The sequence below is a fragment of the Bradyrhizobium sp. S3.7.6 genome (assembly GCF_054061875.1).
The window spans coordinates 232,579-257,743 of record NZ_JBSSEQ010000004.1 but is presented as its reverse complement, the minus strand read 5'-3'; the positions used below and the strand labels follow the sequence as shown (position 1 = coordinate 257,743).

Sequence of the window (25,165 nt, the reverse complement as noted above, 5' to 3'; positions counted from 1 at the left end):
GCCCGGATGGCCATAGTTAGCGGCTTGTCGATCCCATGAAAAGGCCAAGGAGCAGACCGAAAGGCTAGTGGACGACTATGACGTGCCACCTGAAACGCAGGATTTGCGAGGTCAAATCAAAAGGGTAGGGCCGCCTCAGTTGGCGGCCTCCGAGTGGCCAGCACCTAACCGGCGGGTTTTTCTTTGTCCGCGTGCGGCTGCTCGCCACGGTTTTCGGCAGTCTGCTCCGAATCCCCGGGCTTCTTCCCGGCCATGTTCCCAGGATTGAAATGGTACTTGCCGTCCGGATTCTCGCCGGGCTGCTTCTCATTTGGATTTTTGTTGTTGTCGTCGGCCATAAGGCTGTTCCTTTAGAGGGAGGAACAACATGCAACAGGGCGGGCAATCCCTTAGTTCCTACCAGTGGCACTAATTCACTTTCGCGAGTGGCCTATTTCGGCCAGTACCCACTTATTCGCCAACAGCGGCGCAGAAGCCGGCTCTTCACGAAGTCCGCTAAGGGGCCGCAAGCGGACTCATCGGGGCAGCAGGACCGATAGGGACGCGCGTTTCATCGCGCGCGCCCCGCACAGAACCGTCCTGGCGCGGATGCAGGATCGCGAGATCAGCGGACCGGCAGCATCAAATGCTCGTATTGCGTGCCAGGCCACATCACATAGGGCTTCGTTGGGTCGGCCTTCGCGTCGCGTGGATAACCATCCAACATCTTAGCGCCAGAGCCCACGATCATTACGTGTGCGCCGGTTTTGATCCAATTGTTGCCGGGCTCTTCTTTTGTTGCATAGGGGTCGGTGTTGCTTGCACCTCCGTCCCCTTGCAGCATGTACATGAACCCTACCTTATTCGCCGGTGGCTCCTTGTGCTCCATCCATGCCGTCGCCCATTCCATCGCGTTTTGATCGCCGCACATCGGGTCGGGGTTGGCCGGATCGGCATGGCCCGGCATGCACGTCCACTGCCCAGTTCCTTTGCGCAACGTCCGCATCTTGCCGTCGTGATCCATAGCGACGATCGTTGCGTCTTTGGCGATGGCCTCGGGTGCCGCGGACAAGGACAGCTTAATCAGCTCCTCGTCGCTCATCTTGTGGCCGGTTGACTGTTGAGCGAAGGCGTAGCTCGGCATAAGCGCGAGGACAGATAGAGTTACATAGGCCAGCGATTTCATCGCGAAATCCTCCATGAGTTTTCGCTGATGCCAGCCGCGGAGGAGCCGGAGGCCGGCGTCTGCGCTGAGGTCTTGCACGTAGTTATCCTAGCCTCCTTTTGAGCTCCTGAAACGCGCCATTTGGCCGCTGCGGAACGATCAGCGCCGGGACTTCCGCTCAGGTCAAAAGCGAAAAACTCAGCGTAAGCAAATCTCGTCCGCTGCGTCCCACTAAGCTGACCACAGTGAGGGGCATCGCCACTTCGCTGTTAGGGCAAGAAGCCAAATTGACTCGGCGTCACGTCAAAAAGCAAAGCATGCCGAGGAACTGGCCGGCACCTAAGTGTACTTCCGGTTGAACCTTCGCTCGTTTCCGATGACCCACGCAAACGGGCTAGGAAACGGAGGTTTCCATGACCAGTTCCAATGGACACCCAGTGCATCTTTATCGGTTGATCGTAGCCGGCACGGTGGGATTGTGTGCGGTCACATTTTTCGGCATCAACACAGCCTATTCACATGACCTGATGCGACCAGAACTGAACGCTTGGTTCAAAAGTCTCAAGAATAGGGCAGGTGAGCCGTGCTGTGATGGTGGGGACGGCCAACAGGCGGAGGCCGAGTGGGATATGGCAAAAAATGGCTATAGAGTCCTTCTGAAGCATCCGCATCGGCCAAACGAACCCGGGCAATGGTTTGACGTGCCAAACTCTGTCGTAGTCAACGGGCAGAACCTCAGCGGCAGGGCGATGGTTTGGTGGTGGCCGTCATACGACAATGGAAGAATGACTCCTTTGTGGCGGTGCTTCATTCCCGGACCGGCGGGATAATCCTCCCTGGGAAATCAATAGCACCGACCAAGGAGATGGGCACCTCGGCAATGAGGCGTAAGGTTTCATCGCAAGCACGTGCACTCATAAATCCGCGATGCCCGCTTATTTCCCAACCGCGGCGGAGAAGAGGACATTGCACGAGGTCCGTTAAGGGCCCACAAACCGACATCCAATCAAATCGACCCGAGCACGATCTGCCATAAGTGCCGAACTCGGGAGACCCAATTGAGGAGGGTGGTGCGTTTGGCAGCGTCGGTGCTTAATCGCACGGTCCCCCCAACCCGCCTTCGGCGAGTGAGCAAGCCCGCCATAGCGTTGGCGTTGGCGGCAACCTGAGCTGGGATTGCGCTCTGACGAGGGCTAATGCGCTAAGAGAACGGGGCGTACCGAAGCGTTCTTAAGGATGTGGCGCGTGGCCCCGCCCAGAAACATCTCGCGTAGGCGGCTATGGGAATAGGCGCCCATGATCAGCAGGCCGGCTTCATGCTCTGCCCCCACCGCGAGCAGCGTATCACCCACCGAGCGCAATTCCGGTGCAACCACCTGCGCGGTCGCATCGATGCCATGACAGCGCAAATATGCAAGCACCTCCGCCTGCGAGGCTTGACGATTGCTGCCGTCCCGGTCAACGCTTATGACCCGCACTGATTTGGCAAGTTGCATGAACGGTATGGCAGCCGAGACCGCGTGCCAGCATTCCGGGCTCTCGTCCCAGGCGATCATCACGCTGTCGGTCAGATCACTCTGCGGGCGAGCCGGCGCCAACAGCACGGGGCGACGGGTCCGCAGCAGCGATTGCTCGGCAATAGCCATGAGCGATTCCATCACGCTGGCGCTTGCGGCGACCATTAGGTCGAAGGCAGCGGCCCGTTGCACCGCGATTTCCACATACGATCCCTCGGCTTCGCGCCAGGATGCTGCGAGCGGGCGGCCGGGCTCGTCGCTCGCCGATAGCATCGGGATGCCGACTACCGCGCAGCCCCGCGCGAAAACCTCACGCGCATCCCGCGCAGTTCGCTCCCGTTCCTCGGCGTGCCAATTTACCGGGACGGTCGCCGTTCGTCGTCCCATTTCGGTGGCCATTAGGTCGGTGGCCATTAGGTCGCGTGACTGGCGGCGGCTCACTGATGAACAGTGCCTGGACGTGAGCCACCAGCACCTTGGCGGCAGACAGGGCCGTTTCAATTTGACCGGTGAGGCCGGCTGAGCCGGGAAGTGGAACCAAGATTCGCTTGATACTCATGAAGAGCCTCCTGCGATGCCGCGGTTTGCGACGACAGACGGCATATGTGTGTTGAGCGTGTGTTGAGCCGAAAGCGAAATCGCGATACCGCCTAATTTATAAACTCCCGGAATCACCCCAAAGTTCCGGAGACCCGCAGGTGTGCCGGTTGCCGACTTTGGTCGTCGATGTCCGGTGTGGTCAGAAGCCGACTTCGGGCCAACGGCCGGGATACGGCTGCTATGGGCCTTGGCGGATGATGCGGCCGAGAAGGCGCGTGGCGAAGGAACGACTCCGAAGCCCGAATTGGCTCTTTGAGATAAATTGGCCCGGCGGTCCTGCCCTTTGTGCCTCCTGCCCAAGGCAGGACTGCGCTCTGGGAGATTTCATGATGGCCCACCCAACCGAGGAGCAGATACGGAAGCGCGCGTTCGAGCTGTGGGAGCAGGCGGGCAAACCGGAAGGACGCGAAGACGAGTTCTGGGACCAAGCGCAGAGGGAATTACAGGGCGCAGAAGAGCGTGGTGCCCCCAACAAAGGGGCCGACATTTAATAATAATTCCGTTGTCGCCCTACGCTGGCACCGCACCAGTCTTAGTGCGCCGCGCCCTCGGCGTTAGCCGAGCGGGAGCATGCTCCGACCGTGCGCTGAGGTGGGTTACTCGAACGTGCATGCGTCGCATTTGTTAGCGGCCACCCGTCTCGCGCAAATGTCCGAGTTGGGTCAAATGGCGAAATTGCCGGACTTCTTTGCATAGGTCCGCTTTATCTCGAGAAGCGGCAATATGAGTGCACGCCCTAATCCGGTATTCGTGTCAAAACTCTCTGGACATAGCGGGGTGTGTTCGGTTCTTCATCTTGATCCATTCCTTTGTGCGGCCGGCGACGTAGCGGCGATTCCGCCGTTTCGAGACTAATCCCTCAAGGCCCATGCCGCAGGCTGCTTTGAAGAGGTCCGGCCCAATTTCTCCGCCCTCAAACGGTGCGACGAAGATGCCATCGGGGCGGCCGCGTAGCAGGCGCGCCAGGTTGGTCTTGCGCATCGTCAACGGCAGCTGACGTAAGTCTTCGCCGCCGAGCGCCAGAATGTCGAACGCATAGAGCTGCACCTCGGCGCGAGTGCAGGGCGTTGAAGTCTGAGACGCCGTCGACGCCGAGCACTACGGCTTCACCGTCGATGACAAATTGCTCCTCGCGGTTCTTCAACGCTGCCTGGAGGATCCAAGGGAAGCGGTCGGTCCAGTTGTGACCATTCTTGGTGAGCAGCCGAACGTCGCGGCCTCGCCGTTCTACGCGCAGGCGTTAGCCGTCGTATTTGATTTCGTGGATCCAGTCGGGCCCGGCCGGTACCATCTAGGCGGCGGTAAGCCGGCAAAATTCGAACGCAGTACGCATAGACCGCAGATAGGGCTTGAAGGCTCCAGAAGAAAGGGCCGCCCTTGTGGGGCGGCCCTGTCCAAAGTCTATCGACGCCGGTCAAAAAAAATAGGTTCGAGCAAAGCCAGCCCCGGGAATGAAAACAACTAAGGATACAAACACCGCGGCCCGGTTGAAGGCATGGAAGCAGCGGTTTGTGTCAGGAATATTTCGTGGGCTCTGTTCCGCGAAGGAACACTGCGCAACGGAGGAAGCCCGCAAAGTTAATCTGGGACACTCAACATTTGTTAGAGCCTGCGATGAATCCCGGGGCGGAGAATATCCACGGCGCCCCAACTTCGAGCCGGTGCGTCGTTGCGGTCCCGGTGTCTCCGTTCCTCTCCAGCCCCGGAGGCGCCTGGGCCGCTCACATCGATAGAGGCACCACAGTGCCGCCAGCCGTCCTTGTTGACCTCGATCTGAAAGCCTTCTGGCATGCGCGGCACTTCACCTTCGCCAGCAGCGTTGCAGGCCGGGCAGGGTGCGCCGGCGCCGCCACAGGTGCAGGCGCGCGGGCCGTCCCAGGGGCGGTCCGGGTGGTTCTCGCGCAAACCCAGCCGAAATCGTCACAGTTGACGCATGTCGTGGTCGTTGCACCAACGGACACAGGCTTTTCCTCGCTGGGCATCAGGCGACCCCGCGCAGGGGCAGCGCCAGCTGTGCGTCGAAGCGCCTTGTGGCGGTGGCGGCGATGAAGGCTTGTAGTGCGGAGGAGATCTCGGCGTCGGTGTCGGCCGCGCGCTGGGCCAGCGCGTCGGCGACGTCGGAAGTCGCATCCCGCGACCACCCCTCGACGGGATTGAAGGATACAATTCGGACCGGATAGGCGTACTGGCCGGACAGGAGATTTTGCAGGACGCCCTCAAGATCAGTGTCAGCCTCATCCGTCTCACGCCAGGCGCAACCGGCGCGCGCGCCGAAGTCTTCAAGCACCAGATAGATGTCGCGGTCGAGGCGGTCGGCCGGCACGATCGAGGGCGAGGAACGCATACGCTACTCCGATACGATGAGGACTGAGGGGGTCAAGGAGGTTAGGCCGGGGCCGCTCCGCCAGCTCTGGCGGCGCGGCAGCGACGGCTCAAATATGCGCGCGCCCTTGTGGTTCCTGTGCTAACCGGTGGGCCGTGCCGCGCCGATCGTGCGGAACGTCGCAGCATAGGCCGCAGGAGCTGTCTAAAGGCGGCGCCTGCGGCCTCTCATTTGGCACCTTCTTTTTGCCCCCGCATTGTACGCGATGGGCGACGCTGATTTTGTTAGGTACCTGCATCAAGCGCAGAATTGCTTGCATCGGGCTGAAAAGGCGACACGCGAGGTGGACAAGGAGGCGTGGCTGCACCTTGCGGAAGAATGGATGGAGATGGCGCGCAAGGCCCTTCGTCGCAAGTTGAACTGAAGTTGGCTAATTCGTTCCTCTAGGGGAACCGTCCTCGCCTTTCGTCGTTTAGCAGGCCGCCAAACTCAAGACGATGGCCGATCGGTTGCCGGCCGGGGCCGAGCGCGAGGCGCTCTGACCTGCCCCTGCCGATTTCCTCCAGTTGAAGTTAGAGTCCGGCCTTCTGAAGGACGGACAGATGAAGCGAGCCAGGTTTACGGAAGAGCAGATTATTGGCGTGCTGCGTGAGCATGAGGCGGGTGCGAAGGCTGCCGATTTGGCGCGGAAGCATGGCGTCTCTGAAGCGACGCTGTACAATTGGAAGGCGAAGTTCGGCGGTCTGGACGTCTCCGATGCCAAGCGGTTGCGGCAACTCGAGGACGAGAACGCCAAGCTGAAGAAGCTGCTGGCCGAGCAGATGCTGGATGCTGCAGCGCTACGCGAGCTTTTGTCAAAAAAATGGTAGGGCCCGTCGCCAAGCGCGAAGCCGTCGCGCACCTGCAGGCCGTCATGGGTCTGGCGGAGCGGCGGGCCTGCGGCATCGTCGGCGCTGACCGCAAGATGGTTCGGTACCGATCGTGCCGACCGCCGGACACCGAACTACGCGGCCACTTGCGCGAGCTTGCTAATGCCCGTCGGCGGTTCGGCTACCGCCGGCTGTTCGTGCTGCTTCGCCAGCAGGGCGAGCCGTCCGGGCGGAACCGGATCTACCGTCTGTATCGAGAGGAAGGCCTCAGCGTGCGCAAGCGCCGGGCCCGCCGCCGCGCCGTGGGCACCCGAGCGCCGATACTGGTCGAGGCTCGGCCGAACGCCCGGTGGTCGCTGGATTTTGTCCACGACCAGTTCGCCAGCGGCCGTCGCTTCCGGGTCCTGAATATCGTCGATGACGTGACCCGGGAATGTCTGGCGGCCATCCCCGACACCTCGATCCAGGGGCGGCGGGTGGCACGCGAACTGACGGCGCTGATCAATCAGCGCGGCAAGCCGGGCATGATCGTCTCCGACAACGGCACCGAGTTCACCTGCAATGCCATGCTGGCCTGGTCGGAGGAGAACAAGATCGACTGGCACTTCATTGCGCCGGGCAAGCCGATGCAGAACGGCTTCTGTGAAAGCTTCAACGGCCGGATGCGGGACGAGCTTCTCAACGAAACCTTGTTCTTCGGCCTCGATCACGCCCGCGCCAAGATTGCGGATTGGGTCGGCGACTACAACGGCCAACGCCCGCATTCCTCGCTCGGCTATCTGACCCCTGCGGCCTATGCCGCCTACCTCACCGCAACGTGCGATCGGCTGCGCAACCCCGACCAGCTCCGCCGATCGCACGTTGCTCACACCGCGCCAAACGGCGTAACATCCGCCGAGACTCTAACCGCTACTGGGTGAAACTTCAGGGGCAGGTCAGCTCCTAAGGCGAGTTAGGATCGCCGAGATCGGCGCCCATATGACTGATTGGCTGCGCTCGCCGGGTTTGCAGCCACCCAAATAATACCTTGGAACAATTGTTCACATTGATACTTTGGAACATCGACATGACAGCCGATGATCCGACGCTCCAAATGATTTTGATAATGTCAGGCATCCGGACTGCGCTGATCGGCATCATCGTCATCGTATTCGAGTGGCGCGCGTTGGTCGGGCACTGGCGCCTCAAGAGGCCTGCCCGCAAATCCACAATGGACGTGAATTAAGGCCGCCTGAGTTGGCGGCTCTTGAGCTTGAACATGAAGGGCGCGTTGATCAATTGGCGAGCGCGCCGGTAATCGCAGGTCGGGCGACACTAATTATTTTCGACCAAGTGAGACCCGCCGGTTCACGCTGGCGGATGGGGACTGAGGAACGGAGCCCGCCAGTCTGCGGTTAGGCCCGAAGCAATGAGAGAAGGTAATCTTCGGCCTCAGGTCCTTGCACCCTGGGGCCGCTTTTTGCCAGCCTGCGCTGGTTCATGCTGGGGCCTCCCATCATTCCTGAAATAGAAACGCCGCCAGGCTCTAAATACATTGTCCTGGCGGCGATCGGTTCAGTCCAGCCCCGAGAGGGATCAACAAAATCCCGGATAATCATTGGTCCAGACGTCGGCCATGAAGGTTCAGCCCCGATCCGCTTGGTGGCCAAAGTTTCGTACTGGCTTGTTTGGCTCTTAGAGCGCATAAAATAGGCATGTCAGAATCACATCACCGATCCTGCCAGTGCGGCGCCGTTTACAGCCGTGTCGAGTCCATGGCGCCCGGCCGCCAGATAGCCAGCTTCGAATGCGCAGTTTGCGGCACCACCCTTGAGAGCTGGAATACAGCGTGGGTGCCAACCTATCGCCTAATCGTCGGACCCGTTAGGCAATCACAGCAAAGCTCCTAAAACCCTCGCTGATTGGGCAGACTTATGGCGTTGAGCTTTTGCGCCGATGTTCCTTATGTCGGGAACCCGGTGCAAGGTATATAATTGCAAAATCACCGCCCAGTCCGAGGCGCCTATCGGTGACTGAGAGTGCTTCACGCTCCCGCCCTCTATGCCGAGCGGAAGTCATGTGTGAGAAGTGCACTCAGTACGACGACAAGATCGCCCGATATCGGCGCCTGTCATTCCGAATTAACGACCAACAAACGCTCGAGGGAATCGCAGTTCTGATCGCACAGGCGACGGACGCAAAAGCCGTCGTCCATCCATTCCCGCCCAAAGACTGAGGACGGGCTATTTGTGCGGCGAGGTTTCGCCTTTCATAGCTCCTTGCTGGCATTCAGGCGTTCGCCGTTGCATGTTTGTCCCTATGGAGACGCGCGAAGACTTCCTGCTTAAGCTAGCGACGGTTTTGGATGACGTCGGGTCGAACCAGAAATTGATAATTCGGGACCGTTACATCGAGCGTGCGTTTGGCGGCACGCGTGCCATCGCGATTGCAGAGGCGGAGGTCTTTGCCCGGGCGCACGGCTGCACTTTTCGCTACAACCGCATCAAGCGCCAAGGAGAGTTCACCCGTGCTTATCCGGCAGGCGGCAGGGCGGGCTACTGCTGGTCGTTGGGTGCGGAAAAGCAAGTCCGGCGGCCGGTTCACGCTGGCGGGCCAGAACTTCAAGTAAGCATCCAGACGGAGAAAACGACACAGAGGCAGCTTGCACCTATGAATGCGAGACCCAAAAAGAAGCGCTCGGCAAGGTCCATTTCCATGGCGTTCCCCTCCGGCTGCCCGCGATAAGTAACATTCAATTGTGATCCGAGGTTCCCGCGTTATCGCGTGGAACTTGTGTTCACTAGGGCACAGACCACGGAACTGCCCGCGCGTTAGGCTGCAAGAACTCAAACCCAACGGTTAGGACCCGTAAGATCGAGGTGTGTCATGCAGCGACGCCGTCGTTTTAAACAAACTGTGTCCCTCGAAGAACGTCTTGCCCAAGAAGCCGTACGCTTAAGAGAGCTAGCCAAGAAGCTCCCTGCCGGCTTCGAGCGAGAAGCTCTCCTCCGCAAGGCCAGACAGGCCGAGACCGGCTCGCACTTGAGCGAGTGGTTGAGATCACCCGGACTGCAGCCGCCAGAATAGGAACACGCGAACATTTCTTCTATGCTCTCCCTCGAATGAGGGCGGCTTATGACCCGGTACTACTTCGACATCCGGGACGACACTGGTTTGTACCCGGACGAGGAAGGTCTGGAATTCGACACTCAGCAAGAGGCCGAGGTCGAAGCCGCTAGGTCGCTTGCGAACTTGGCAAAGGACTTTGCCACCATACGGCAGGACGTTTCCGTGGAAGTGAGGACAGACGTTGAACGGGTGTTTCAAGCCGCATTCATTTTCGACAGAAGTAGGACGAAGCAGTAAGGACGGTTCCTATTTGCGAGTCAGCAGATCTTCCCCGGGCGGCATCAGCTTCACGTAGGTGCCGCTTTCATGCTTCGATAACCAGCCGCGCTCGATGGCGTATCTGAGCCCGGCGCCGAACTCGCTCCCGCTGCCCTTCAGCTCGATCATGAACTGCCCGTTGATCCGCTCGATGTAGATGCGGCCGTCCTGCACGGCCGCGACGCTGGCCGCGAGCTCGACGAGCTTGCGCGCGGCCGCATCCGGGTCTGCATAGGGTCGTTCTGCGGTGTGCTTCATCGTCGTGTCCCATTGGCCGCCTGCGCGGCGGTGAAGTGTGCGCGGTGCTGGTAGCTCTCCGCCGGTTTCCAGCTGTCGAATGTGGTGCCGCAGACGCAGCGCATCAGCGTGCTCCGTATCTCGCTGTCGAGCTTCTCGCCCCGCGCCCGCTTGGCCGCAACCTCGGCCCGCCAGTCGCGATCGCGGCGCCATTCGGCGAAGGCATTGTCGGGGGTGCTCGGCTGTAGCTCCGACCATGCAGTCTCGAAAGCCTCGCGCGCGGCTTCGAAGGTGGCGGCTATGCCACTCCGCCATGTGCCTGGCTCCATGCCAGGATAGAAGCCGACCGACCATTCTCATTGATCGGCATGCACAGGCACGCCGGCGCGCACGCTGATGGTCCCGACGCACACATCGGTGAAGTAGATACGCCAGGTCTCCTGGTGCGGGTTGTCGCTGCGCCGGCGGGTGAGGGCGATCATGCATCAAGAATAGGAGCGAGCCAGTCGCGGAACCAGCCGCTGGATTTTGAGCCTGCTCTGGTCTCAGGGCTCTATCTATTGGTCAACGCTTAAGCGCTTCGTGCTGCCAGATCTCCACCTCGTCATCGTGGAGGTGCGTCGCGCTGCGGTGATCGCGCCAGCGCGCGCCGCTCGCGCCCCTCGGCCCATGCAGTAACCGTCGCCTGCGCCCAGGCAAGGACGGCGAGATCACGGCCTCGGGCCCGCACTCCTCCAGCCGATCGGACAGCAACAGCACGTCAGCGTAGGCGACGCTCGCCATGTTCGCGCGCGATAGCAAGATACGGCGACGGCAACGCGAGGCTTGATGAGTCGTTCCTATACTGGGCGCGCGCGCCTTAGGGACGGCTGAGGGCCGCTCCGCAGTGGTTCAGTCCGGCTATCGGAATTGTGGCGCCGCGGTTCAATGGAACCGAATCGATCGAGCCGTGTTTCAGTAGACTGTGTCCCAACCCACACTGGGGCTGGGATAGGATTCGTATGGAAACCTCAAACCGCTTCGAAGCCGCACAAACTAGCGACGGCCGCTACCAGCTCCTCGTCGAGGCGATCACTGATTACGCGATCTACATGTTGGATCGCGGGGGTCGCGTGACCAGTTGGAACCCTGGCGCCAGGCGCTTCAAGGGCTATGAGGCGGATGAGATTATCGGTCGCCATTTCTCGACCTTTTACACCGACGCTGAGCGGTCGCACAACGTCCCTGCTCAGGCGCTGGCGGAGGCCGAGCGCACCGGCCGCTTCGAGCGCGAAGGCTGGCGCGTCCGCAAAGACGGCACGCACTTCTGGGCCCATGTTGTCATCGACGCGATCCGCTCGCCTGAGGGGGCCCTTGTCGGCTTCGCCAAAATCACCCGCGACTTGACCGAGCGAAGGGCCGCCGAGACAAAACTGCGCGAAAGCGAAGAACAGTTCCGATTGCTGGTTCAAAGTGTTACCGACTACGCCATCTATATGCTGGATGCCGGCGGCCACGTGGCAAGCTGGAACGCCGGTGCGCAGCACATCAAGGGCTATGCCCCTGAAGAGATCATTGGCCGGCACTTCTCCGACTTCTACACGGAAGCCGACCGTGCCGCCGGGCTTCCGCGTATCGGCCTGGAGACGGCAACCCGAAACGGACGCTGGGAGAACGAAGGTCAACGGGTCCGAAAGGACGGCACTGCGTTCTGGGCACACGTCGTGATCGACGCCATCCGGGACGACGCCGGCAAGCTTCTCGGCTTCGCCAAGGTGACACGGGATATCACCGAACGCCGCGAGGCGGAAGCGGCACTCCAAGCGGCGCAGGCGACAATGATCCGTTCGCAGAAGCTGGAGGCGATCGGGCAACTCACCGGCGGCGTCGCCCACGACTTCAACAACTTGCTGCAGGTCATCAGCGGAAACCTGCAACTGCTGAGCAAAGATATCGCGGGCAATGCCCGGGCCGAGATGCGGGTCCAAAGCGCCCTCGGGGGTGTTGCCCGCGGTTCAAAACTTGCCTCACAATTGCTCGCCTTCGCGAGGCGACAGCCGCTGGAGCCGAGAGTGGTGAACGCCGGCCGTCTGCTCAGAGGCATGGATGAGATGCTTCGTCGCGCCTTGGGTGGGGAGATCGAAGTCGAGACGGTGGTTGCAGGTGGGCTATGGAATAGCCTCGTCGACCCGGATCAACTGGAGAAATGCGGTTTTGAACCTCGCGATCAACGCTCGCGACGCGATGAACGGCGAAGGCCGGCTGACGATTGAAGCAAGCAATGCCTTCCTCGACGACGAATATGTCCGCCAGCATGACGAGTTGTCTGCGGGGCAATACGTGATGATCGCGGTGACCGATACGGGCACCGGCATTCCGCCTGACATCCTAGAACGGGTCTATGAGCCATTCTTCACAACCAAGGCGGAGGACAAGGGCACGGGACTGGGCCTCGCCATGGTTTACGGCTTCCTCAAGCAGTCCGGCGGACACATCAAAATCTACAGCGAAGTAGGTGCCGGAACCACTGTGAAGCTGTACTTCCCGCGAGAGGTGGCCAGCGAAGACACTTTGGTCGGGGCTACGTCCGACGAGATTAGAGGCGGAGAGGAAACCATCCTCGTGGTTGAGGATGACGATGAGGTTCGCGAGGTCGCGGTCTCGATGCTCACCGAGCTAGGGTACCGCGTGGTCAAGGCGCGAGATGCGGCGAGCGCTCTCGTCGTCGTCGACAGCGGCATTCCGATAGACCTTATCTTCACCGACGTCATGATGCCTGGCAGCCTGCGTAGCCCGGACTTGGCGCGAAAAGCCAAGGAACGTTTGCCCAATGTCGCCGTGCTTTTCACATCCGGCTATACTCAGAACGCCATCGTGCATGGCGGGCGGCTTGATCCCGGAGTGGAGCTCCTGGCCAAGCCATACACGCGGGAGTCACTCGCGCGGAAAATCAGACACGTGTTGGCCAATCAAGCTCAAAGGCGCGTCGCTCAGGGATCGCAACACTCGGCCAACGAAAAGACTTTCAAGGACGCGACCGTGTTGCTCGTCGAGGACGACGACCTCATCCGCTTCACCACGATGGAGATGCTGAGCGATATCGGATGCAAGGTAACAGAGGCAGGCACGGCTCAAGAGGCCCTGAAGATCCTGGATGAGCAGCCCGTGGACATCTTACTCACGGATGTCGGCCTCCCTGGGGTTTCCGGTCTGCAGCTCGCAAGGGACGTCTACGCGCGCCGGCCCGATCTTAGCCTAATTCTCGCGACAGGTGACAGCGGAGTGAAATCTGAAGCCGCGCGACTGGGCGCGATACTCATCGTGAAGCCCTACACACCGGCGTCTCTTCGCCAGGGTTTGGAACATGCGATGAAGAAGCGTCGCTGAATAGATGGGGTCTCACTGGGTGAAATATGGCTTTCAACGTTGACCCCACATGATAGTCGAGGTCCGCGCTCATTCTGGCCGGGGTCAGCGTTTGCGCCGAATGGGAGCGAACGCCGCGCCGAATTACAGAAAGGCCGGCGCAATGTCCGCTGATTGGCCCATCAGCGAAGTGACGACACCTTTCAACGAGGTCCGCTTGGTGGGGTGGAGCGGACTGATTTTGCTCACTCCGAGTTCTTCGCATTTTGACCCAAAGCCGACGTAGGGCAGGAACGCGCTGAAGTCGACTTCTGACCCGAACGCTCATCACCCTTCCGGCACGCCAGCGAGGCGCAGGCCTTCACAGATGCGCTCGAGCCCAGCAAGGAAAATTGGATTGTCGCTTTGTTGAGCAGCGAGCAAGCGACGGATGGTGAAACCTGAGTTGAGCGCAAGTCCCGATCTTGCAGCAGCTCGCGCCTCGTCGAGCGCGCCGGTCAGGCTCAACGCAGCGGCGAGCAACACATGAGCGAGAGGAAAGTTGCGGTTCGCCTCAGTGCTTCGTCGTAGCCAACTGACGGCTTCGACGTCCGAACCAAGCTGTAGCTTGGCCACACCCACAAAACACGTCCACTGGTAGGCTTCAACGTCGCGAGGGGAGAGACGTAAAGCCTCGAGTATATGGCCTTCGGTCTCGGCAGCGCGCCCCATATAGAATTTGGCAAAACCAAGGGCAGCATGTCTTTCGGCCATTCGCTAAGGTCGACCGGCTTTGATCCGCCGACCGTGCCGCTCTCAACGCAACTGCTACGCTACGCAATACACAGAGCATGAGCGGGTGGTGGTCGCGCAACCAACGACGCGAGCCGCCTCAGATTTTGAGCGATGGCAGCCAGAACAAACTCGTCCTGGGCGCCCCGTGGGCCGCGCAGTCGAAGTCGGCCGAGCCTCAGGATGCGCTTCAGGTGAGCGAACCGCATCTCAATCTTCTTCCGCTCACGTCGCGACTGCTCAAAGCCCTCGGTCCCAGCGAAGGACCGTGCAACGTCTCGGGCGTGTTCATGGATGTCGCGCGGGATCTTGCGTGAGGGCTCCTTTGGGCAGCACTGCGGTTTGAGGGGGCATACATCGCAGTCGAGCTTGCTTGCGCGGTACAGAAGCGTCTTGCCCTCGTATACTGTGCCGCTCGTCCCGAGCCGCTTTCCGCCTGGGCAGAGGTAGACGTCGCCGGCCGGGTCATATCGAAAGTCGGTGCGCGAGAAGGTGCCATCCTCTCGCTTTGACTTGTCGATGACCGGAATGTGTGGCGCGATGTCCTTCTCGACCAGCCAGTTCAGCATCGGAGCGGATCCATAAGCGGTATCGGCCGCGAGCCGCTCCGGTTTGAGGCCAAAACGCTCCTCTGTTCGTTCGATCATTGTCTTTGCGGTACCGACTTCCGCGCCGTGTGATCTGGCTGAAGCGAGAGTTGGCTCAGCCGTGATAGTTGGAGGGTGACATGACGGCATTGGCTACCCGTATGTTTCCCAGGGCATCGGTCCTGGCGATTGCTGACTTCCAGACGCTCGTATCGCTCGCGCTGTTCTGCTTCGGCGGCCTGCTCGTGTCAGTGAGCATCATCGTCGCCGACAAGTACATACCGGGCGAGTGGTTCTGAACCATCGCCTTGATGATGGCGATACCGACGGTGCGTACGATCGTACTTGCCGCATCTCTGATGATGGTCGGTGCGTTGGTGCTGTCGCTCAGCCGGTTGTCGAGGATCAATATGCCGACCTGCAGAAGAAGTTTGCCGACGCCTACAATCGCAAAGACGTCGATGCCATGGCTGCAGCGTTCACCGAGGATACCATCAGAGTAACGCCGAGCGGGATCTTCGTAGGCCGAGAAGCGATTCGCCGTAACCTGCAGGATGTCCTCAACCTTGACCTGCACGACTACTCCGTAGAGCGCAACGTATCCCGATCTTTCGGCAACTTCGTCTTCAATGCTGGCGAGTGGCAGGCCAAGTTCGGCGATCAACCGCAACACGGCTACTATACCGCTATCGTGGTGCGAGAAGGTGACCGAGCAAAGATCATGGAAAAGACAGTGACCGTAGCTGCACCAGGGCAGTGACGGGCTTCGCCAAGCGGCGAGGCCGCATGAATCCCATTAGATTAATGGCGTGAATGGTGACGCTGACGTCAACCGCATTGGTCTGCGCTCTGTACGTGCACGATTAAGAGCCTTTCCGAGAGTTGGTTGCGGGTCAGGCGACATTGGAGCGCATTGCCACAGCGATGCTTTCGGCACGATTGGCTTTGAAGGCAGAGTACGGAAGGCTACACAGGCCGTGCTGGCAGCTGTGCGTGACGATGCGGTCTGTCGCCGGCTGATGACAGTGCCAGGCGTTGGTCCCCTAGTGGCTATTACCTACAAATCGGCGACTGATGATCCTCATCGCATCGCGAAATCGAAGGCGGCAATTGCGTGCGCCGCCGCTCGACTTTGCCGCGCGTGAAGTTCTTATCGCGATTATTGACTGCTTTGAATTTGCTGCCGCCGATGGCAACGCTGGCTGTCGCGAGCAAGCCCATCTTGCGGCACACCTCGACGAAGCGCGCGCCGACCTTTTTGATGCCGGGACCATTGTCCTTGCGGAAATCGGCAATCGTTTTGTGATCGGGCGCAAGCCTGGCGAGCAGCCACATCACTTCGACGTTGCGGCCAGCTTCACGCTCAAGCCGGCGGCTCGAATGGACACGGTTGAGATAACCGTAAATGTAGAGCCCTAAGAGCGCGGCCGGATGATACGACGCCCTACCTGTGCCGGCAGGCTCAACGCCACCGAACCCAAGTTCAGCCAGATCGAGGCCTGCAACGAAGGCGTCGATCACGCGAACCGGATTGTCATCTGCAACCCAGTCGAGGCGAGACAGCAAACAGAGCAACGATGACCAACAACAATTTGGCGCTTTGCAAGATTGTCTCCCTTAATTGATGATACCGAACGGTTAGATGATCGCCTAACTAGCCGTTCGTCAATCATTTGGAGGGCCCGCCTCTGGCCTCTTCCATTCCGCGACGACGACCATGGCGACGGCGATGGTCGTGCCATCATCAGGGTTCGGGGGCGGCGATGTCATGATGACTTATCCTCGTCGAGATCCACGTCTCCTATGTGCGGCCCGCTGACGCCATTACGTTCATCTCTCGCGATGTGCTGCCCGATTGCCCTGGCCAACGCCAACCATTGTTCACGGTGGCTAAGATGATCAAGACTACGCGGGTCGCTCGGCGGTACGTTGCTGCTGATGGCGATCATGGGGTCGCCCTTTCGTTTCAGCGTCGGCCTGACCTCCTCGAAGCATGCTGGGTGCCACTTGCCATGGACAGACTCTCCCTTCTTGTAGGAGACCGTAATGCTGATCACATCCGCGTCTTGCACTCGGCAGTGCGTGCAGGTGAATAGCGGAACCTTTCTCATACTCTCACTCCGCCGAAGCCTCAACTTTGGTGGCGGACACGAGCGAACTTTCGCTCGCGGAACGTGGCCCCAGCGCCGGGGATAGGGGGCTGTTTGTACGCCGGGGCCAGCGTTCCCCGCCGTCGGATCGTGCTATTGGAGATAGAACATCCTGGGCGGAAACCCCACTGATGGTGCAGACATCGCGCTCCTGGACAAGTGCAGTTTGTGCCAAGCGATGTCGCGCTCACGGAAAGCCGTGTGCCGATGGTGAATTCACTGGAACCGGCGAAATTCGTAGGTCGGGAAAAATGGCGCGCTGGAAGCAGGAGTGGACCGCCGAGGAAATCGAAAAGCCTAGGACGGCGGGCACGACGCCGCTAAGTTCACTTTCGTATCGAACGGGCGCGGCTCTAGGTCTCTGTGGTTCTTATGGCGCACGAAATTGATTGCGCCCGGCCGCAAGATCGACGGCACACGCGTCCTGATGGAGCCAACGGAATTGGGAAGAATCGAGCTTTCGCCAATGTGTGCACCGCCGAAAACCGCCAGCGGGCGGGATAACCCAATCCGGCGCGCGCCCAGTACATGAGTCGTGCGTTGAACGCGGTTATTCGATCTGATCGGTGAAACGGCGCCAAAATAAAGAAGCCCTCAATTGGCGGCCTCTTCGTATGCGCCGGTTCAGCGGGCGGGCTTCTCATTGGCCTTAAAATTGAACGCCGCCAGGCTCAAAATACATTGTCCTGGCGGCGCTTATTTCGCTGGCCTCAAATCCCAGTCCGCCAGTTTAGCGGGCCGAATATGAAGGGCGCCTGAACCAACTCACGTATCGCTGGGGAACAGTGGCATTTCGCGCCCCCGCGCTCATTGGCGATCCTGGAGAGCCGTCAGGATGAGATATCGCCACGAATGCGCGGCCTGATTGCTGGCTTGTACGAAGACTGGATATCTCTCGATGAACGGGTCGCCCTTTCCGGCGAGATTGACCAGATCGGTGAGAAGGAAACTGACTGCCGTCGCATCATGAGCATTCCGGGCGTCGGCCCTCTGATCTCGACCGCCGTGGTCGCCGCCATTGGTACCGGCGAGACTTCGGCGCATGGCTGGTCTTGTGCCAAAGGTGCCGCAGCTTGGTTTGCCCGGATGGCAAAAGCAATTCGCGCCGTGATGTCCGGCCGGCCGCTTGCCTCAATACTTCTTCACTGCGGCACCGAACGCCAGCCACAGCCCCATCGATGCGAGCCCGAAGCCGCCCAGCAGCAAGAAGGTCGAGCCGTAGCCGATCCACTGCGCGATCCAGCCGCCAAGCGCGGGGCTCAGGCTTGCGCCGACGCCCTGCACGGTGATGACGGCGCCCTGGCCGAGATTGATGCGGCCGGTGCCGTCAAGCGAGCGCGCCACCATTGGAGGAACACGCCGACGAACGGTCCGATGCCCGACTGCATGTCGGCCATGAAGAAGTTGACTGCGTAGAGGGGCCAGAGGCGGGGAGGGGAGCGCGATGCCATCGAGACGCTGAACGACTTCCGACAGAATGTGGTCCCGTACACGCAGGGCTGACAAGCTGCGATGACATGACCAGCCAATTGGCGCGGGGGTGGACCAGAGGATAACATGGGCCAATCGCGGTGGTTCCTCCGCCTCTGCGATGGGATGGTTACGGCGTCATCTCGTGGGTGCCCCCTTGCTTCTCCTGGATCATGGCCATGCCTCTCTGGACCTGCGAAACCTGCGGCGCCCGATTTCAGACAGCGGAAATCCACCTGTCTCGTGCCTGATCTGCGAGGACGAGGGGCAATATGTGAATTGGAAGGGAAAGAGCCGGAGATCGGCCGCTGGGGTAAACGCCAGCGACGTACGCGTCAGAGCGTCGATACCGGCCCGCGTCCGCAGCACAGTTGGTAGCAGCGCCGCTGTGACATGGCGGAGGTCGGCCGTTCAGAACCCGTCCGGACGCACCACCCAATTCGCACTTTTAGCTCAGGGGTAAGCTTTGGGCTACGACGCGTTATGTCGCTACAGCTAAAGCCCTGCCGTCACAGATTGTTGCTCAGGATACCTTCACCTACACAACGGTTGATGGTCATGGCGGTAGCGACACCTCCACCCTGACGTTTTCCGTTTTTGATCCTTCCTTCACCTATAAAGCCGGCTCAAACACCATCTTGTGGGGCGATAACGGGAAGAGCGCGCTCGACGGATCTGCAGGCCATGCTGTTGCATATAGCGGCAAAGGCACTGACGTGCTGATCGGCGGTAAAGGCGACATGCTGGCTGGAGGCAAGGGGCCCGATCAATTTGTTTTCCGGCCTGAGTCTGGTGCCAACACCATTCTCGACTTCGATGTGAAGAACGATCATCTGCAGTTCGACGACTCCATTTTCAATTCGGTTAAGAGCATCTTGGATCATACGACCAACACGGCCTTACTCCTACCGCTCGAACGCCGGCCGCACTCGCTTCTTCTTCGGAGTGAACGTGGGGCCTAATCGAAAGGTCGGGATATGGAAACGACCAATCGAATATCGGACCACATCGACCATAAGACTGCCCGCTCGATCTGTGACGAGGTGGGTGACAGATTGCAACAGAATTTATCTCTCGAAGCCTCGCCTCTGCCGCCCTATCTCGAACGTCTAGTCGATGAGTTGCTCAAACAGGAGCGTCCTCCAATTGATGGCGTCGCAGCGCCCGCTAACCGTTTCCTTCATGCGACGCGGCGGGTAGCCGCGGCCGTCCGTCTGAGCGCGTAAAGAAGAAGCCGTCGCCGTTCCAAACCGGCGTCGGCTTTTCCGCTAATGAGGCATTCCAGGCCCCGGCCGCGCCGGACGCCATGAGGACGTGCTTGTTCAGTGAACGGGTCAAGCCGCGTTTCCCCTGTTGGCACATCAGCGAAGTAGCCGCGCACCTCGTTGAGGTCCGCTCAGTAAGGCATGGCGGGCTAGATTTGCTTACGTTGAGTTCTTCGCATTTTGACCCAACTCGGACTCCTCCTAATAATTCGCGTTAGTTTACGCGGCGCGTTCCTCCTTGTCTGACTGCTCCTCGACAGTGGTCGTGGTTTCTTCCAACCCCTTTTCGTAATTGCCCGCGAACCTCTTGATGCTGTTGGCCCACATCCTCAGCATTGAGACCTGAAAGTGCATAATCGGCTTCAAGGCATTCATGCCGATTGTTGTCACTGCGGTGATGCCCCGTTGTGAGTCGCGCGCGAAGCGGTTTGCATTAGCGGTCTTGTCTGCCATGCTGTTCGCTCCTTCGCTCTGGTGTTATGGCCTAAAGCTACGTGTCAGGTTGTGCACTGCGTGATGCTGAAAACTCGGCCAAAACTTGATCTGCCGCGAGTCTCGCACATCGGTCGTCATGCAATTCGTCGAGTTTTCTCAAATAGGCGACTGCCGCTATTTGCAAGAGATCGAAATCATCTTCGCCGGTATCGCGAAGATGGGCGACGTAGCGATAGAGGGCGGAACACCTGTCGTCGTTCTCGCTGATGCCGCTGTGGAGCAGCAAGTAGTTCCGCCACGCGAACGCGCACGCACCATCTACGGCCTGAGATGTCATGGGCGTATCCCAAAGTCAGAGAAAGACTGACGATCCCTTTCGTTCCGCGAATCTCGCAGATGTAACGTTGTTCCGTAGTTGCGCCGCAAGATGGACTACACGCGGGCGATGTCGATCGCTGCACATAACGGTCAATGCGATTGGCTGTTCGAAAAGCGTCGAGCTCGGGCGCGCCGCTGGGGCGTAGCGGACGAGATTTGCTCACGCTGAGTTCTTCGCCTTTTGACCCTGGCTGTGTGAAAACGCCGTGCCCTGTTAGGATTCTCTCGTGATTCTGCGGGAGGAATCGATGAGGCGCTTCGTTGAAGAGGCGGATCGTGGGCAATGGAAGAGGCCGGACGCAATGTCGAGGTGATGTGGCTGTTGGGTCGGCTTGCGCCAGATCACAAGACGATCGCGGACTTCCGCAAGGACAACGGCTTGGCGCTGCGCAAGGTCTGCGCGCGCTTCGTCGAGCTTTGCCGTGAGATGGGCCTTCTCGCCACGGCGAGCGTCGCCATCGATGGCAGCAAGTTCAAGGCCGTCAACAATCGGGACAAGAACTTTACGCGGGCAAAGGTGGAGCGGCGGCGTGCCCAGTTGGGGAGAGTGTGGCGCGATATTTGAGCCAGCTCGACACGGCCGATCGGCAAGAGCCGACGGAGGCGCTGGCTGCAAAGGTGTCGAGGCTTAAGGAGAAGCTGACGAAGCTGAAGGACGAAATGGGCAAGCTTGCCGTCTACGAGAAGCAGATGCGCGCTTCGCCTGACCAGCAAATCTCGCTGACCGATTCCGACGGCCGTTCGATGGCGACGAGCGGCCGCGGCTCCGGGGTCGTCGGCTACAACGTGCAGGTCGCCGTTGATACCGAGCACAGGCGCCGACCCAGTCCACGCCGACGAGATGCTCCCTCGACCACGATCAGAAGCTCCATCAAAAGGTATCATCAAGCGGATGAACGGCAGCTGGCGTGTCACAGACAAGGGGCGCTCGGTTCTCGAGATTATGGAGGCGCGGTCCGCACCCGCCCAAGCAACTGAGTTAACTCCCGTCCGCGCCGTCGAGGAGCCGACGCTGGCCACGACTCTGTCACCGATGCCTTCGATAACGCTAGTTCGGCGCAAGCGCGACCGAAACCGGCGCCAGCGGGACACTGTACGGCGAAGACAAACGAACGCGTCCTAAGGAAGGTCGGTCGGGGCTGGACTCGACTTTTGACGCGGCGCAGATGACGCGTAAATCATTGATTCCAATAAGCTTTATTTATTCGCATAACCTTCATTATGGAATATCTACCTTGACGGAAGCGGTGTTGACGCTGACTTCAGGGTTGCCTGACATCAGGCTGACCTACGGTTAGTTAAGCCTGCTGCCGATTGTGAAATAGATCATACTCCGAGCCGGAGATGCTGCGCTACGATCATCGCACCGGGGCTGGCTGCATATTTCACTTAGACCTTTTTCACCCGGCTTTTTTTGACAATGAGGCCGCAGCAGCCCCCTGCTGCGGCCTTCGTCCACGGCGCTTAGCGCGATCAATTTGGCTGCCGTACTTTTTTACCAATGAGTTCGGCGGCTGTTGCCATTGGAGAAGGTATTGTGCCCAAACAAAATTGCCTGATCGTTCGTGTTGCGGGAAGACAACTGGACCTGCTGCGAGGCGAAGCCTCCCGCATCGCGAAAGGCCACAACGTCGATTGGTGGATCGATCGCGCGGAGGTCGGCACTCGCTTCTGCTTCGAGGATATAAAGGCAAAACAGTCATTCGCTCTCGCTTGTGACAACTTCGGTATTCCCTGCCAAGACGCCTAGCCTGCATGCAGGCTAGGCAGAGCTAGCGCCTCGGCATTCTGACAAGCCGGCCTGCCAACGTGGACCGCAGGTCTCACCCGACACTAACGCCATCGGCGCAAGCTGCGCGCGGGGTGGGCTGTGTGGGCTCAGCCAACCCTAGGGGGCCCTTCCGTCAGCTCAGAACGATAGTCGTGGTAGCGCGCCTGAATCGGGCGCGAGATCAGAACCAGCTGCGCTATTTGGTGACGCCAGCAATCAGCAGCCTTCCCGGATTCGAGACATACGAAGTCCTCTCCGGAAATACCGCTGTTTCCGACGATCGGAGTGCTGCAAATGTGTGCTGGCGAAGTTGCTTTTGGGGGCGCGGTGTTTGCAGAGCCGACTCAATCGGCTTTGAACACGACGCCGATGCGAGTATCACTGGACCAAACGAGACGACAATCTCTGATGATACGATCTCTTTTCAACATCATCTTGAATGTGGCAGGCATGTGCAGCTTCGTCGATAACTCGATCCCAGCACCGTCCTCAGAGATATTGAACACGCGGTAACGTCGGCTGCCGCCATCTCCAAAAATGTAGGCGACTAAGTCGACCTCCGAACGATCGATCTTCCGGCGATCCGACATGATTATCCTTGAGTTGACGCGGCTGTCTCGGGTCCTTCATTAGCAGAAGCTATTTCAAGCAGTCTAAACAGCCTCGCGATCCGTGTTGCCAGACCCGACCGCTCTTTGACTAGCTCTCTCTCATAGTCGGATACCTCGTGTCCGTCTCGCTCAAGGACCGCGATCAGGATTGTTTGGCTCTGAACATAGGTCACCTTGTCAGCGATCTCTCGCGTCAAAACAGCCAGCTCGTCATCATATCTGATGTCACGGCGATCTCCTTGGTCGGACTGATCACGCGCAGAAAGGCGCTATTTTGCATGCCCAATACTTACAGGTCGTTACACGGACACCTTGGACCGCTTGTATCTTGGGTCTACGTTACACGAGCCCCTGGATTTGCAAGCGCGAGTCAGCCGACGTTCACGGCTGCTCCTGAACTTATCGTTTACGATCTTGATGTACGATGACGCTCCGCAGCGCTTTTGCTGGCATGAATCGATGTCCAACAATCGACAAGAGATCCGCCCGTGGTCGCCCGAAGAAGAAGCGCAACTGCTTGCCCTACACGATGAGGGCATGACTGCGACCGAGCTCGGCGAGCGCTTGGGTCGCAGTCGCCAGGCCGTCAAGGTCGGTTACAACGTTTCCGCAAGCAGCGAGGCCGAGTAAGCCGCATCAACGGACGCGCCTTTGCGCAATGGATCGGTTAGCCGAGAGTCCTCCCCCGCCCTCCCCATCTGCGCGTCCTTGATTGCAGCCGCAACGCGAGGTGACGCCCTCCTGCTGGACACAGGTGCTAACACTTCCATCCGGCGAGCGCCTGTACGACTGCCCAACCCGTAAGCGGTGGTTTGGCGAGATGCCGGCTGCCATAATTGCCTCAACGCGGCGTCTTTTGCAGGAACGCAAAAAGCGGCAGCGCGGTGGAAAGGGGCCGAACCGAGGCTCCGAAAAGCTCGACGATTTGGTCCGCAGAGACGACGTAATGCTTTTCCAGATGCGGGCGAGGCCGAGCGTCATTCTCAGACATTGCAGCAAAAATTTATTGTAACCAGGCATCAGTCGAATTTCGCTATTCCAGTTTAAAACAGCAGATTAAACTGCGCGGTCCTCCTAAAACAATAAGCCCTGCCTCCGGCAGCATACGACTTGGTGAAAGCGCCGGCGAAGACTTTGGCCTCTGCAAGCGCGAGCGCGTCATTCCCGCCGAAGGCGTACTCGATGTACCGGCGCGAATTATCATCTGCTGGGCCGTTCCGACACCATCTAAAACCCTCGCCAGCTCGAGCAAGTAGTCTTCGCGCTTCTCCATGAAGGTGTCGGATCAATGACCGGCTTTCAACGATTTTGCAGTGTCCAGATGCTTTTGCAATGTATCTATCTGGCCGGAAGCATATTCTCCGGCCGCATCCTTGCTATTCGACGCCTTCTTGTACTCGGCGATATCCCTCTGGTGGTCTGCGACCATGTGGGACGCGAACATCTTGTCGAAGCCTTCACCGGACATTTTTGACATCTTGTCATGGTCGGCTTTTTGCTTCGAATTCGGCCCGCTTGGTGGGTTCATTCCCACCGGCCGACGGAGGCGTGGCAAACGGCACGTATTATCCGCCGCCGCTGATCAAGCGGCAATGACCACGCACTGAGCGGCCCATGGACGCCGCCGCCGTTGCAAGGGGTATGTCGCCTTCTGTGCAGGTTTTCGGATGCTGGCCCCATGATGGTGGCGCGGCGCACACGGGGGCCGGCGTTCGCAAACCTCCAAGGGAGGAAACCGCGGGAGGGGCATGTGGGTGGCGCGGCGTGCGCTATGGGGATTCGAGTGCCGCGAATGAGGTGTGTGAATGGAGACGAGTGGCTCCAGCAAGCCGTCCGAGGGTGAAACGGCCGCTGGATGAGCGGCGGGCGGCGTCGAACGCTGTGATGTGTCGGACGATTTGAGGCGATAGCTGGATATCTGAGCGCGCTCTGCCGTGGCCGATCGAGAGGCAGCGAGCGGGACGATCAGATTTGCGGGATTGTGACGCGGTCATGAGGTGTCGACCCTGATGACGATCGGTGAAGCTGTCGGCCGATACCGAGGCGTGGCACCGCGCTCGAAGACCTCGATGATGATCATGCGACCGCCGCAGCACCGACAAGTCGGCTTGCTGGGATCGACAGCGACACTGGCAGGCTCACCTTCAGGGTTTGCAACAGCGAGCAGCTCACGGGCGCGTGTGATGTTGTCAGCGCGGGTGCCGCTGGCGAGCAGGCGCCCTACCGCGCGAGCGGTTTAGTCCTTTGACCCGAATCGGACTGTCCTCCCGATACCCGATAAGAGTTGCGCAAGCGCGCCTGTCGCAGTTCGTTCGTGCTGGCGCGC

General features: G+C 59.7%; 26 protein-coding genes and 10 pseudogenes. 17 read left to right on the top strand and 19 right to left on the bottom strand.

Annotated features, from left to right (window positions below):
* Window positions 1-164 precede the first annotated feature (164 nt).
* Entirely contained in the window at window positions 165-338 is a 174-nt protein-coding gene (locus ACVJ5M_RS46655; RefSeq protein ID WP_179945624.1) for a hypothetical protein, read from the bottom strand.
* 266 nt (window positions 339-604) lie between these two features.
* Window positions 605-1,243, bottom strand: a complete 639-nt coding sequence (locus ACVJ5M_RS46650) for a hypothetical protein (protein WP_231145610.1) — start codon at window positions 1,241-1,243, stop codon at window positions 605-607.
* A 314-nt stretch (window positions 1,244-1,557) separates the two neighbouring features.
* Between ACVJ5M_RS46650 and ACVJ5M_RS46645 the strand changes: the two genes are divergently transcribed.
* Entirely contained in the window at window positions 1,558-1,974 is a 417-nt protein-coding gene (locus ACVJ5M_RS46645) for a hypothetical protein (RefSeq protein WP_144030598.1), read from the top strand.
* Window positions 1,975-2,337: 363 nt separating this feature from the next.
* Here ACVJ5M_RS46645 and ACVJ5M_RS46640 read toward each other — a convergent pair whose 3' ends face one another.
* The gene (locus tag ACVJ5M_RS46640) at window positions 2,338-3,075 is read right to left on the bottom strand and encodes a universal stress protein (RefSeq protein ID WP_354100725.1); all 738 of its coding nucleotides are present in this window, start codon (window positions 3,073-3,075) and stop codon (window positions 2,338-2,340) included.
* 512 nt (window positions 3,076-3,587) lie between these two features.
* Between ACVJ5M_RS46640 and ACVJ5M_RS46635 the strand changes: the two genes are divergently transcribed.
* Window positions 3,588-3,752, top strand: coding sequence for a DUF2934 domain-containing protein (locus ACVJ5M_RS46635; RefSeq protein ID WP_371441352.1), 165 nt, complete (start codon window positions 3,588-3,590; stop codon window positions 3,750-3,752).
* 262 nt (window positions 3,753-4,014) lie between these two features.
* Here ACVJ5M_RS46635 and ACVJ5M_RS46630 read toward each other — a convergent pair whose 3' ends face one another.
* Both ACVJ5M_RS46630 and ACVJ5M_RS46625 read right to left on the bottom strand, forming a co-directional pair.
* Window positions 4,015-4,308 (bottom strand): ATP-dependent DNA ligase, encoded by a 294-nt coding sequence (locus ACVJ5M_RS46630; protein ID WP_341850584.1) that lies wholly within the window; start codon window positions 4,306-4,308, stop codon window positions 4,015-4,017.
* Window positions 4,309-5,242: 934 nt separating this feature from the next.
* Window positions 5,243-5,605, bottom strand: a complete 363-nt coding sequence (locus tag ACVJ5M_RS46625; protein WP_085398674.1) for a hypothetical protein — start codon at window positions 5,603-5,605, stop codon at window positions 5,243-5,245.
* A gap of 581 nt (window positions 5,606-6,186) precedes the next feature.
* Between ACVJ5M_RS46625 and ACVJ5M_RS46620 the strand changes: the two are divergent.
* The 6 genes and pseudogenes from ACVJ5M_RS46620 to ACVJ5M_RS46595 all read left to right on the top strand — a co-directional run.
* Window positions 6,187-6,339, top strand: a pseudogene (locus ACVJ5M_RS46620) (transposase); the annotation flags it as partial.
* Window positions 6,306-7,373, top strand: coding sequence for an IS3 family transposase (locus tag ACVJ5M_RS46615; protein WP_231142186.1), 1,068 nt, complete (start codon window positions 6,306-6,308; stop codon window positions 7,371-7,373). The pseudogene ACVJ5M_RS46620 and the gene ACVJ5M_RS46615, both read left to right, overlap by 34 nt.
* A 146-nt stretch (window positions 7,374-7,519) precedes the next feature.
* On the top strand, window positions 7,520-7,678 hold the full coding sequence (locus ACVJ5M_RS46610; RefSeq protein ID WP_161495745.1) for a hypothetical protein: 159 nt from the start codon (window positions 7,520-7,522) through the stop codon (window positions 7,676-7,678).
* 1,061 nt (window positions 7,679-8,739) lie between these two features.
* Complete coding sequence (locus ACVJ5M_RS46605) at window positions 8,740-9,177, top strand: hypothetical protein (protein ID WP_456679786.1); 438 nt, start codon at window positions 8,740-8,742, stop codon at window positions 9,175-9,177.
* A 141-nt stretch (window positions 9,178-9,318) separates the two neighbouring features.
* Complete coding sequence (locus ACVJ5M_RS46600) at window positions 9,319-9,519, top strand: hypothetical protein (protein WP_231141863.1); 201 nt, start codon at window positions 9,319-9,321, stop codon at window positions 9,517-9,519.
* Window positions 9,520-9,567: 48 nt separating this feature from the next.
* The gene (locus ACVJ5M_RS46595; RefSeq protein WP_135217240.1) at window positions 9,568-9,798 is read left to right on the top strand and encodes a DUF6894 family protein; all 231 of its coding nucleotides are present in this window, start codon (window positions 9,568-9,570) and stop codon (window positions 9,796-9,798) included.
* Window positions 9,799-9,807: 9 nt separating this feature from the next.
* Here ACVJ5M_RS46595 and ACVJ5M_RS46590 read toward each other — a convergent pair whose 3' ends face one another.
* From ACVJ5M_RS46590 to ACVJ5M_RS46575, 4 genes are all read right to left on the bottom strand, one after another.
* A complete protein-coding gene (locus ACVJ5M_RS46590; protein WP_085398671.1) occupies window positions 9,808-10,077 on the bottom strand; it encodes a hypothetical protein in 270 nt (89 codons plus the stop codon).
* Window positions 10,074-10,385: a hypothetical protein gene (locus tag ACVJ5M_RS46585; protein ID WP_231145612.1), complete on the bottom strand. Its 312-nt coding sequence runs from the start codon at window positions 10,383-10,385 to the stop codon at window positions 10,074-10,076. Before ACVJ5M_RS46585 ends, ACVJ5M_RS46590 begins: the two co-directional genes overlap by 4 nt.
* A 27-nt stretch (window positions 10,386-10,412) precedes the next feature.
* The gene (locus ACVJ5M_RS46580) at window positions 10,413-10,538 is read right to left on the bottom strand and encodes a hypothetical protein (RefSeq protein ID WP_256375132.1); all 126 of its coding nucleotides are present in this window, start codon (window positions 10,536-10,538) and stop codon (window positions 10,413-10,415) included.
* A gap of 82 nt (window positions 10,539-10,620) precedes the next feature.
* On the bottom strand, window positions 10,621-10,839 hold the full coding sequence (locus tag ACVJ5M_RS46575) for a hypothetical protein (protein ID WP_354100362.1): 219 nt from the start codon (window positions 10,837-10,839) through the stop codon (window positions 10,621-10,623).
* A gap of 218 nt (window positions 10,840-11,057) precedes the next feature.
* Between ACVJ5M_RS46575 and ACVJ5M_RS46570 the strand changes: the two are divergent.
* Window positions 11,058-13,422, top strand: a pseudogene (locus ACVJ5M_RS46570) (PAS domain S-box protein).
* A gap of 306 nt (window positions 13,423-13,728) precedes the next feature.
* Here the strand turns inward: ACVJ5M_RS46570 and ACVJ5M_RS46565 are convergent.
* Both ACVJ5M_RS46565 and ACVJ5M_RS46560 read right to left on the bottom strand, forming a co-directional pair.
* Window positions 13,729-14,151: pseudogene (locus ACVJ5M_RS46565) on the bottom strand (tetratricopeptide repeat protein); the annotation flags it as partial.
* 62 nt (window positions 14,152-14,213) lie between these two features.
* Window positions 14,214-14,843, bottom strand: a pseudogene (locus ACVJ5M_RS46560) (transposase); the annotation flags it as partial.
* Window positions 14,844-14,899: 56 nt separating this feature from the next.
* Between ACVJ5M_RS46560 and ACVJ5M_RS46555 the strand changes: the two are divergent.
* The 3 genes and pseudogenes from ACVJ5M_RS46555 to ACVJ5M_RS46545 all read left to right on the top strand — a co-directional run.
* Window positions 14,900-15,058, top strand: a complete 159-nt coding sequence (locus ACVJ5M_RS46555; RefSeq protein WP_187387704.1) for a hypothetical protein — start codon at window positions 14,900-14,902, stop codon at window positions 15,056-15,058.
* Window positions 15,059-15,225: 167 nt separating this feature from the next.
* Window positions 15,226-15,519: a Cif family virulence factor gene (locus tag ACVJ5M_RS46550; protein WP_354100387.1), complete on the top strand. Its 294-nt coding sequence runs from the start codon at window positions 15,226-15,228 to the stop codon at window positions 15,517-15,519.
* 116 nt (window positions 15,520-15,635) lie between these two features.
* A pseudogene (locus ACVJ5M_RS46545) lies at window positions 15,636-15,862 on the top strand (IS110 family transposase); the annotation flags it as partial.
* Here the strand turns inward: ACVJ5M_RS46545 and ACVJ5M_RS46540 are convergent.
* From ACVJ5M_RS46540 to ACVJ5M_RS46530, 3 genes and pseudogenes are all read right to left on the bottom strand, one after another.
* Window positions 15,849-16,310, bottom strand: a pseudogene (locus ACVJ5M_RS46540) (transposase); the annotation flags it as partial. The pseudogenes ACVJ5M_RS46545 and ACVJ5M_RS46540 sit on opposite strands and share 14 nt — an antisense overlap.
* 215 nt (window positions 16,311-16,525) lie before the next feature.
* Window positions 16,526-16,870 (bottom strand): hypothetical protein, encoded by a 345-nt coding sequence (locus ACVJ5M_RS46535; RefSeq protein ID WP_144030596.1) that lies wholly within the window; start codon window positions 16,868-16,870, stop codon window positions 16,526-16,528.
* Window positions 16,871-18,040: 1,170 nt separating this feature from the next.
* A pseudogene (locus ACVJ5M_RS46530) lies at window positions 18,041-18,265 on the bottom strand (MFS transporter); the annotation flags it as partial.
* Window positions 18,266-18,558: 293 nt separating this feature from the next.
* Between ACVJ5M_RS46530 and ACVJ5M_RS46525 the strand changes: the two are divergent.
* Together ACVJ5M_RS46525 and ACVJ5M_RS46520 are read left to right on the top strand one after the other, a co-directional pair.
* A pseudogene (locus tag ACVJ5M_RS46525) lies at window positions 18,559-18,674 on the top strand (MBL fold metallo-hydrolase); the annotation flags it as partial.
* Between the two features lie 343 nt (window positions 18,675-19,017).
* Entirely contained in the window at window positions 19,018-19,341 is a 324-nt protein-coding gene (locus ACVJ5M_RS46520) for a hypothetical protein (RefSeq protein WP_354100364.1), read from the top strand.
* A 522-nt stretch (window positions 19,342-19,863) separates the two neighbouring features.
* Here the strand turns inward: ACVJ5M_RS46520 and ACVJ5M_RS46515 are convergent.
* Complete coding sequence (locus tag ACVJ5M_RS46515) at window positions 19,864-20,097, bottom strand: hypothetical protein (RefSeq protein ID WP_085400067.1); 234 nt, start codon at window positions 20,095-20,097, stop codon at window positions 19,864-19,866.
* 37 nt (window positions 20,098-20,134) lie between these two features.
* Window positions 20,135-20,416: a hypothetical protein gene (locus tag ACVJ5M_RS46510; protein ID WP_082757289.1), complete on the bottom strand. Its 282-nt coding sequence runs from the start codon at window positions 20,414-20,416 to the stop codon at window positions 20,135-20,137.
* A 330-nt stretch (window positions 20,417-20,746) separates the two neighbouring features.
* On the opposite strand from ACVJ5M_RS46510, the pseudogene ACVJ5M_RS46505 reads away from it, so the two are divergent.
* Window positions 20,747-21,270 (top strand): annotated as a pseudogene (locus ACVJ5M_RS46505) (IS5/IS1182 family transposase); the annotation flags it as partial.
* A gap of 724 nt (window positions 21,271-21,994) precedes the next feature.
* The gene (locus tag ACVJ5M_RS46500) at window positions 21,995-22,207 is read left to right on the top strand and encodes a hypothetical protein (protein WP_085400157.1); all 213 of its coding nucleotides are present in this window, start codon (window positions 21,995-21,997) and stop codon (window positions 22,205-22,207) included.
* 365 nt (window positions 22,208-22,572) lie between these two features.
* Here ACVJ5M_RS46500 and ACVJ5M_RS46495 read toward each other — a convergent pair whose 3' ends face one another.
* Window positions 22,573-22,818 (bottom strand): PilZ domain-containing protein, encoded by a 246-nt coding sequence (locus tag ACVJ5M_RS46495; RefSeq protein ID WP_085400069.1) that lies wholly within the window; start codon window positions 22,816-22,818, stop codon window positions 22,573-22,575.
* 480 nt (window positions 22,819-23,298) lie between these two features.
* Here ACVJ5M_RS46495 and ACVJ5M_RS46490 point away from each other — a divergent pair, with 480 nt between their 5' ends.
* Entirely contained in the window at window positions 23,299-23,469 is a 171-nt protein-coding gene (locus ACVJ5M_RS46490) for a hypothetical protein (RefSeq protein ID WP_354098503.1), read from the top strand.
* Between the two features lie 655 nt (window positions 23,470-24,124).
* On the opposite strand, the gene ACVJ5M_RS46485 is transcribed toward ACVJ5M_RS46490, so the two are convergent.
* Window positions 24,125-24,394, bottom strand: a complete 270-nt coding sequence (locus ACVJ5M_RS46485) for a DUF4142 domain-containing protein (RefSeq protein ID WP_354098504.1) — start codon at window positions 24,392-24,394, stop codon at window positions 24,125-24,127.
* A gap of 435 nt (window positions 24,395-24,829) precedes the next feature.
* A pseudogene (locus tag ACVJ5M_RS46480) lies at window positions 24,830-25,054 on the bottom strand (IS91 family transposase); the annotation flags it as partial.
* Between the last annotated feature and the right edge of the window lie 111 nt (window positions 25,055-25,165).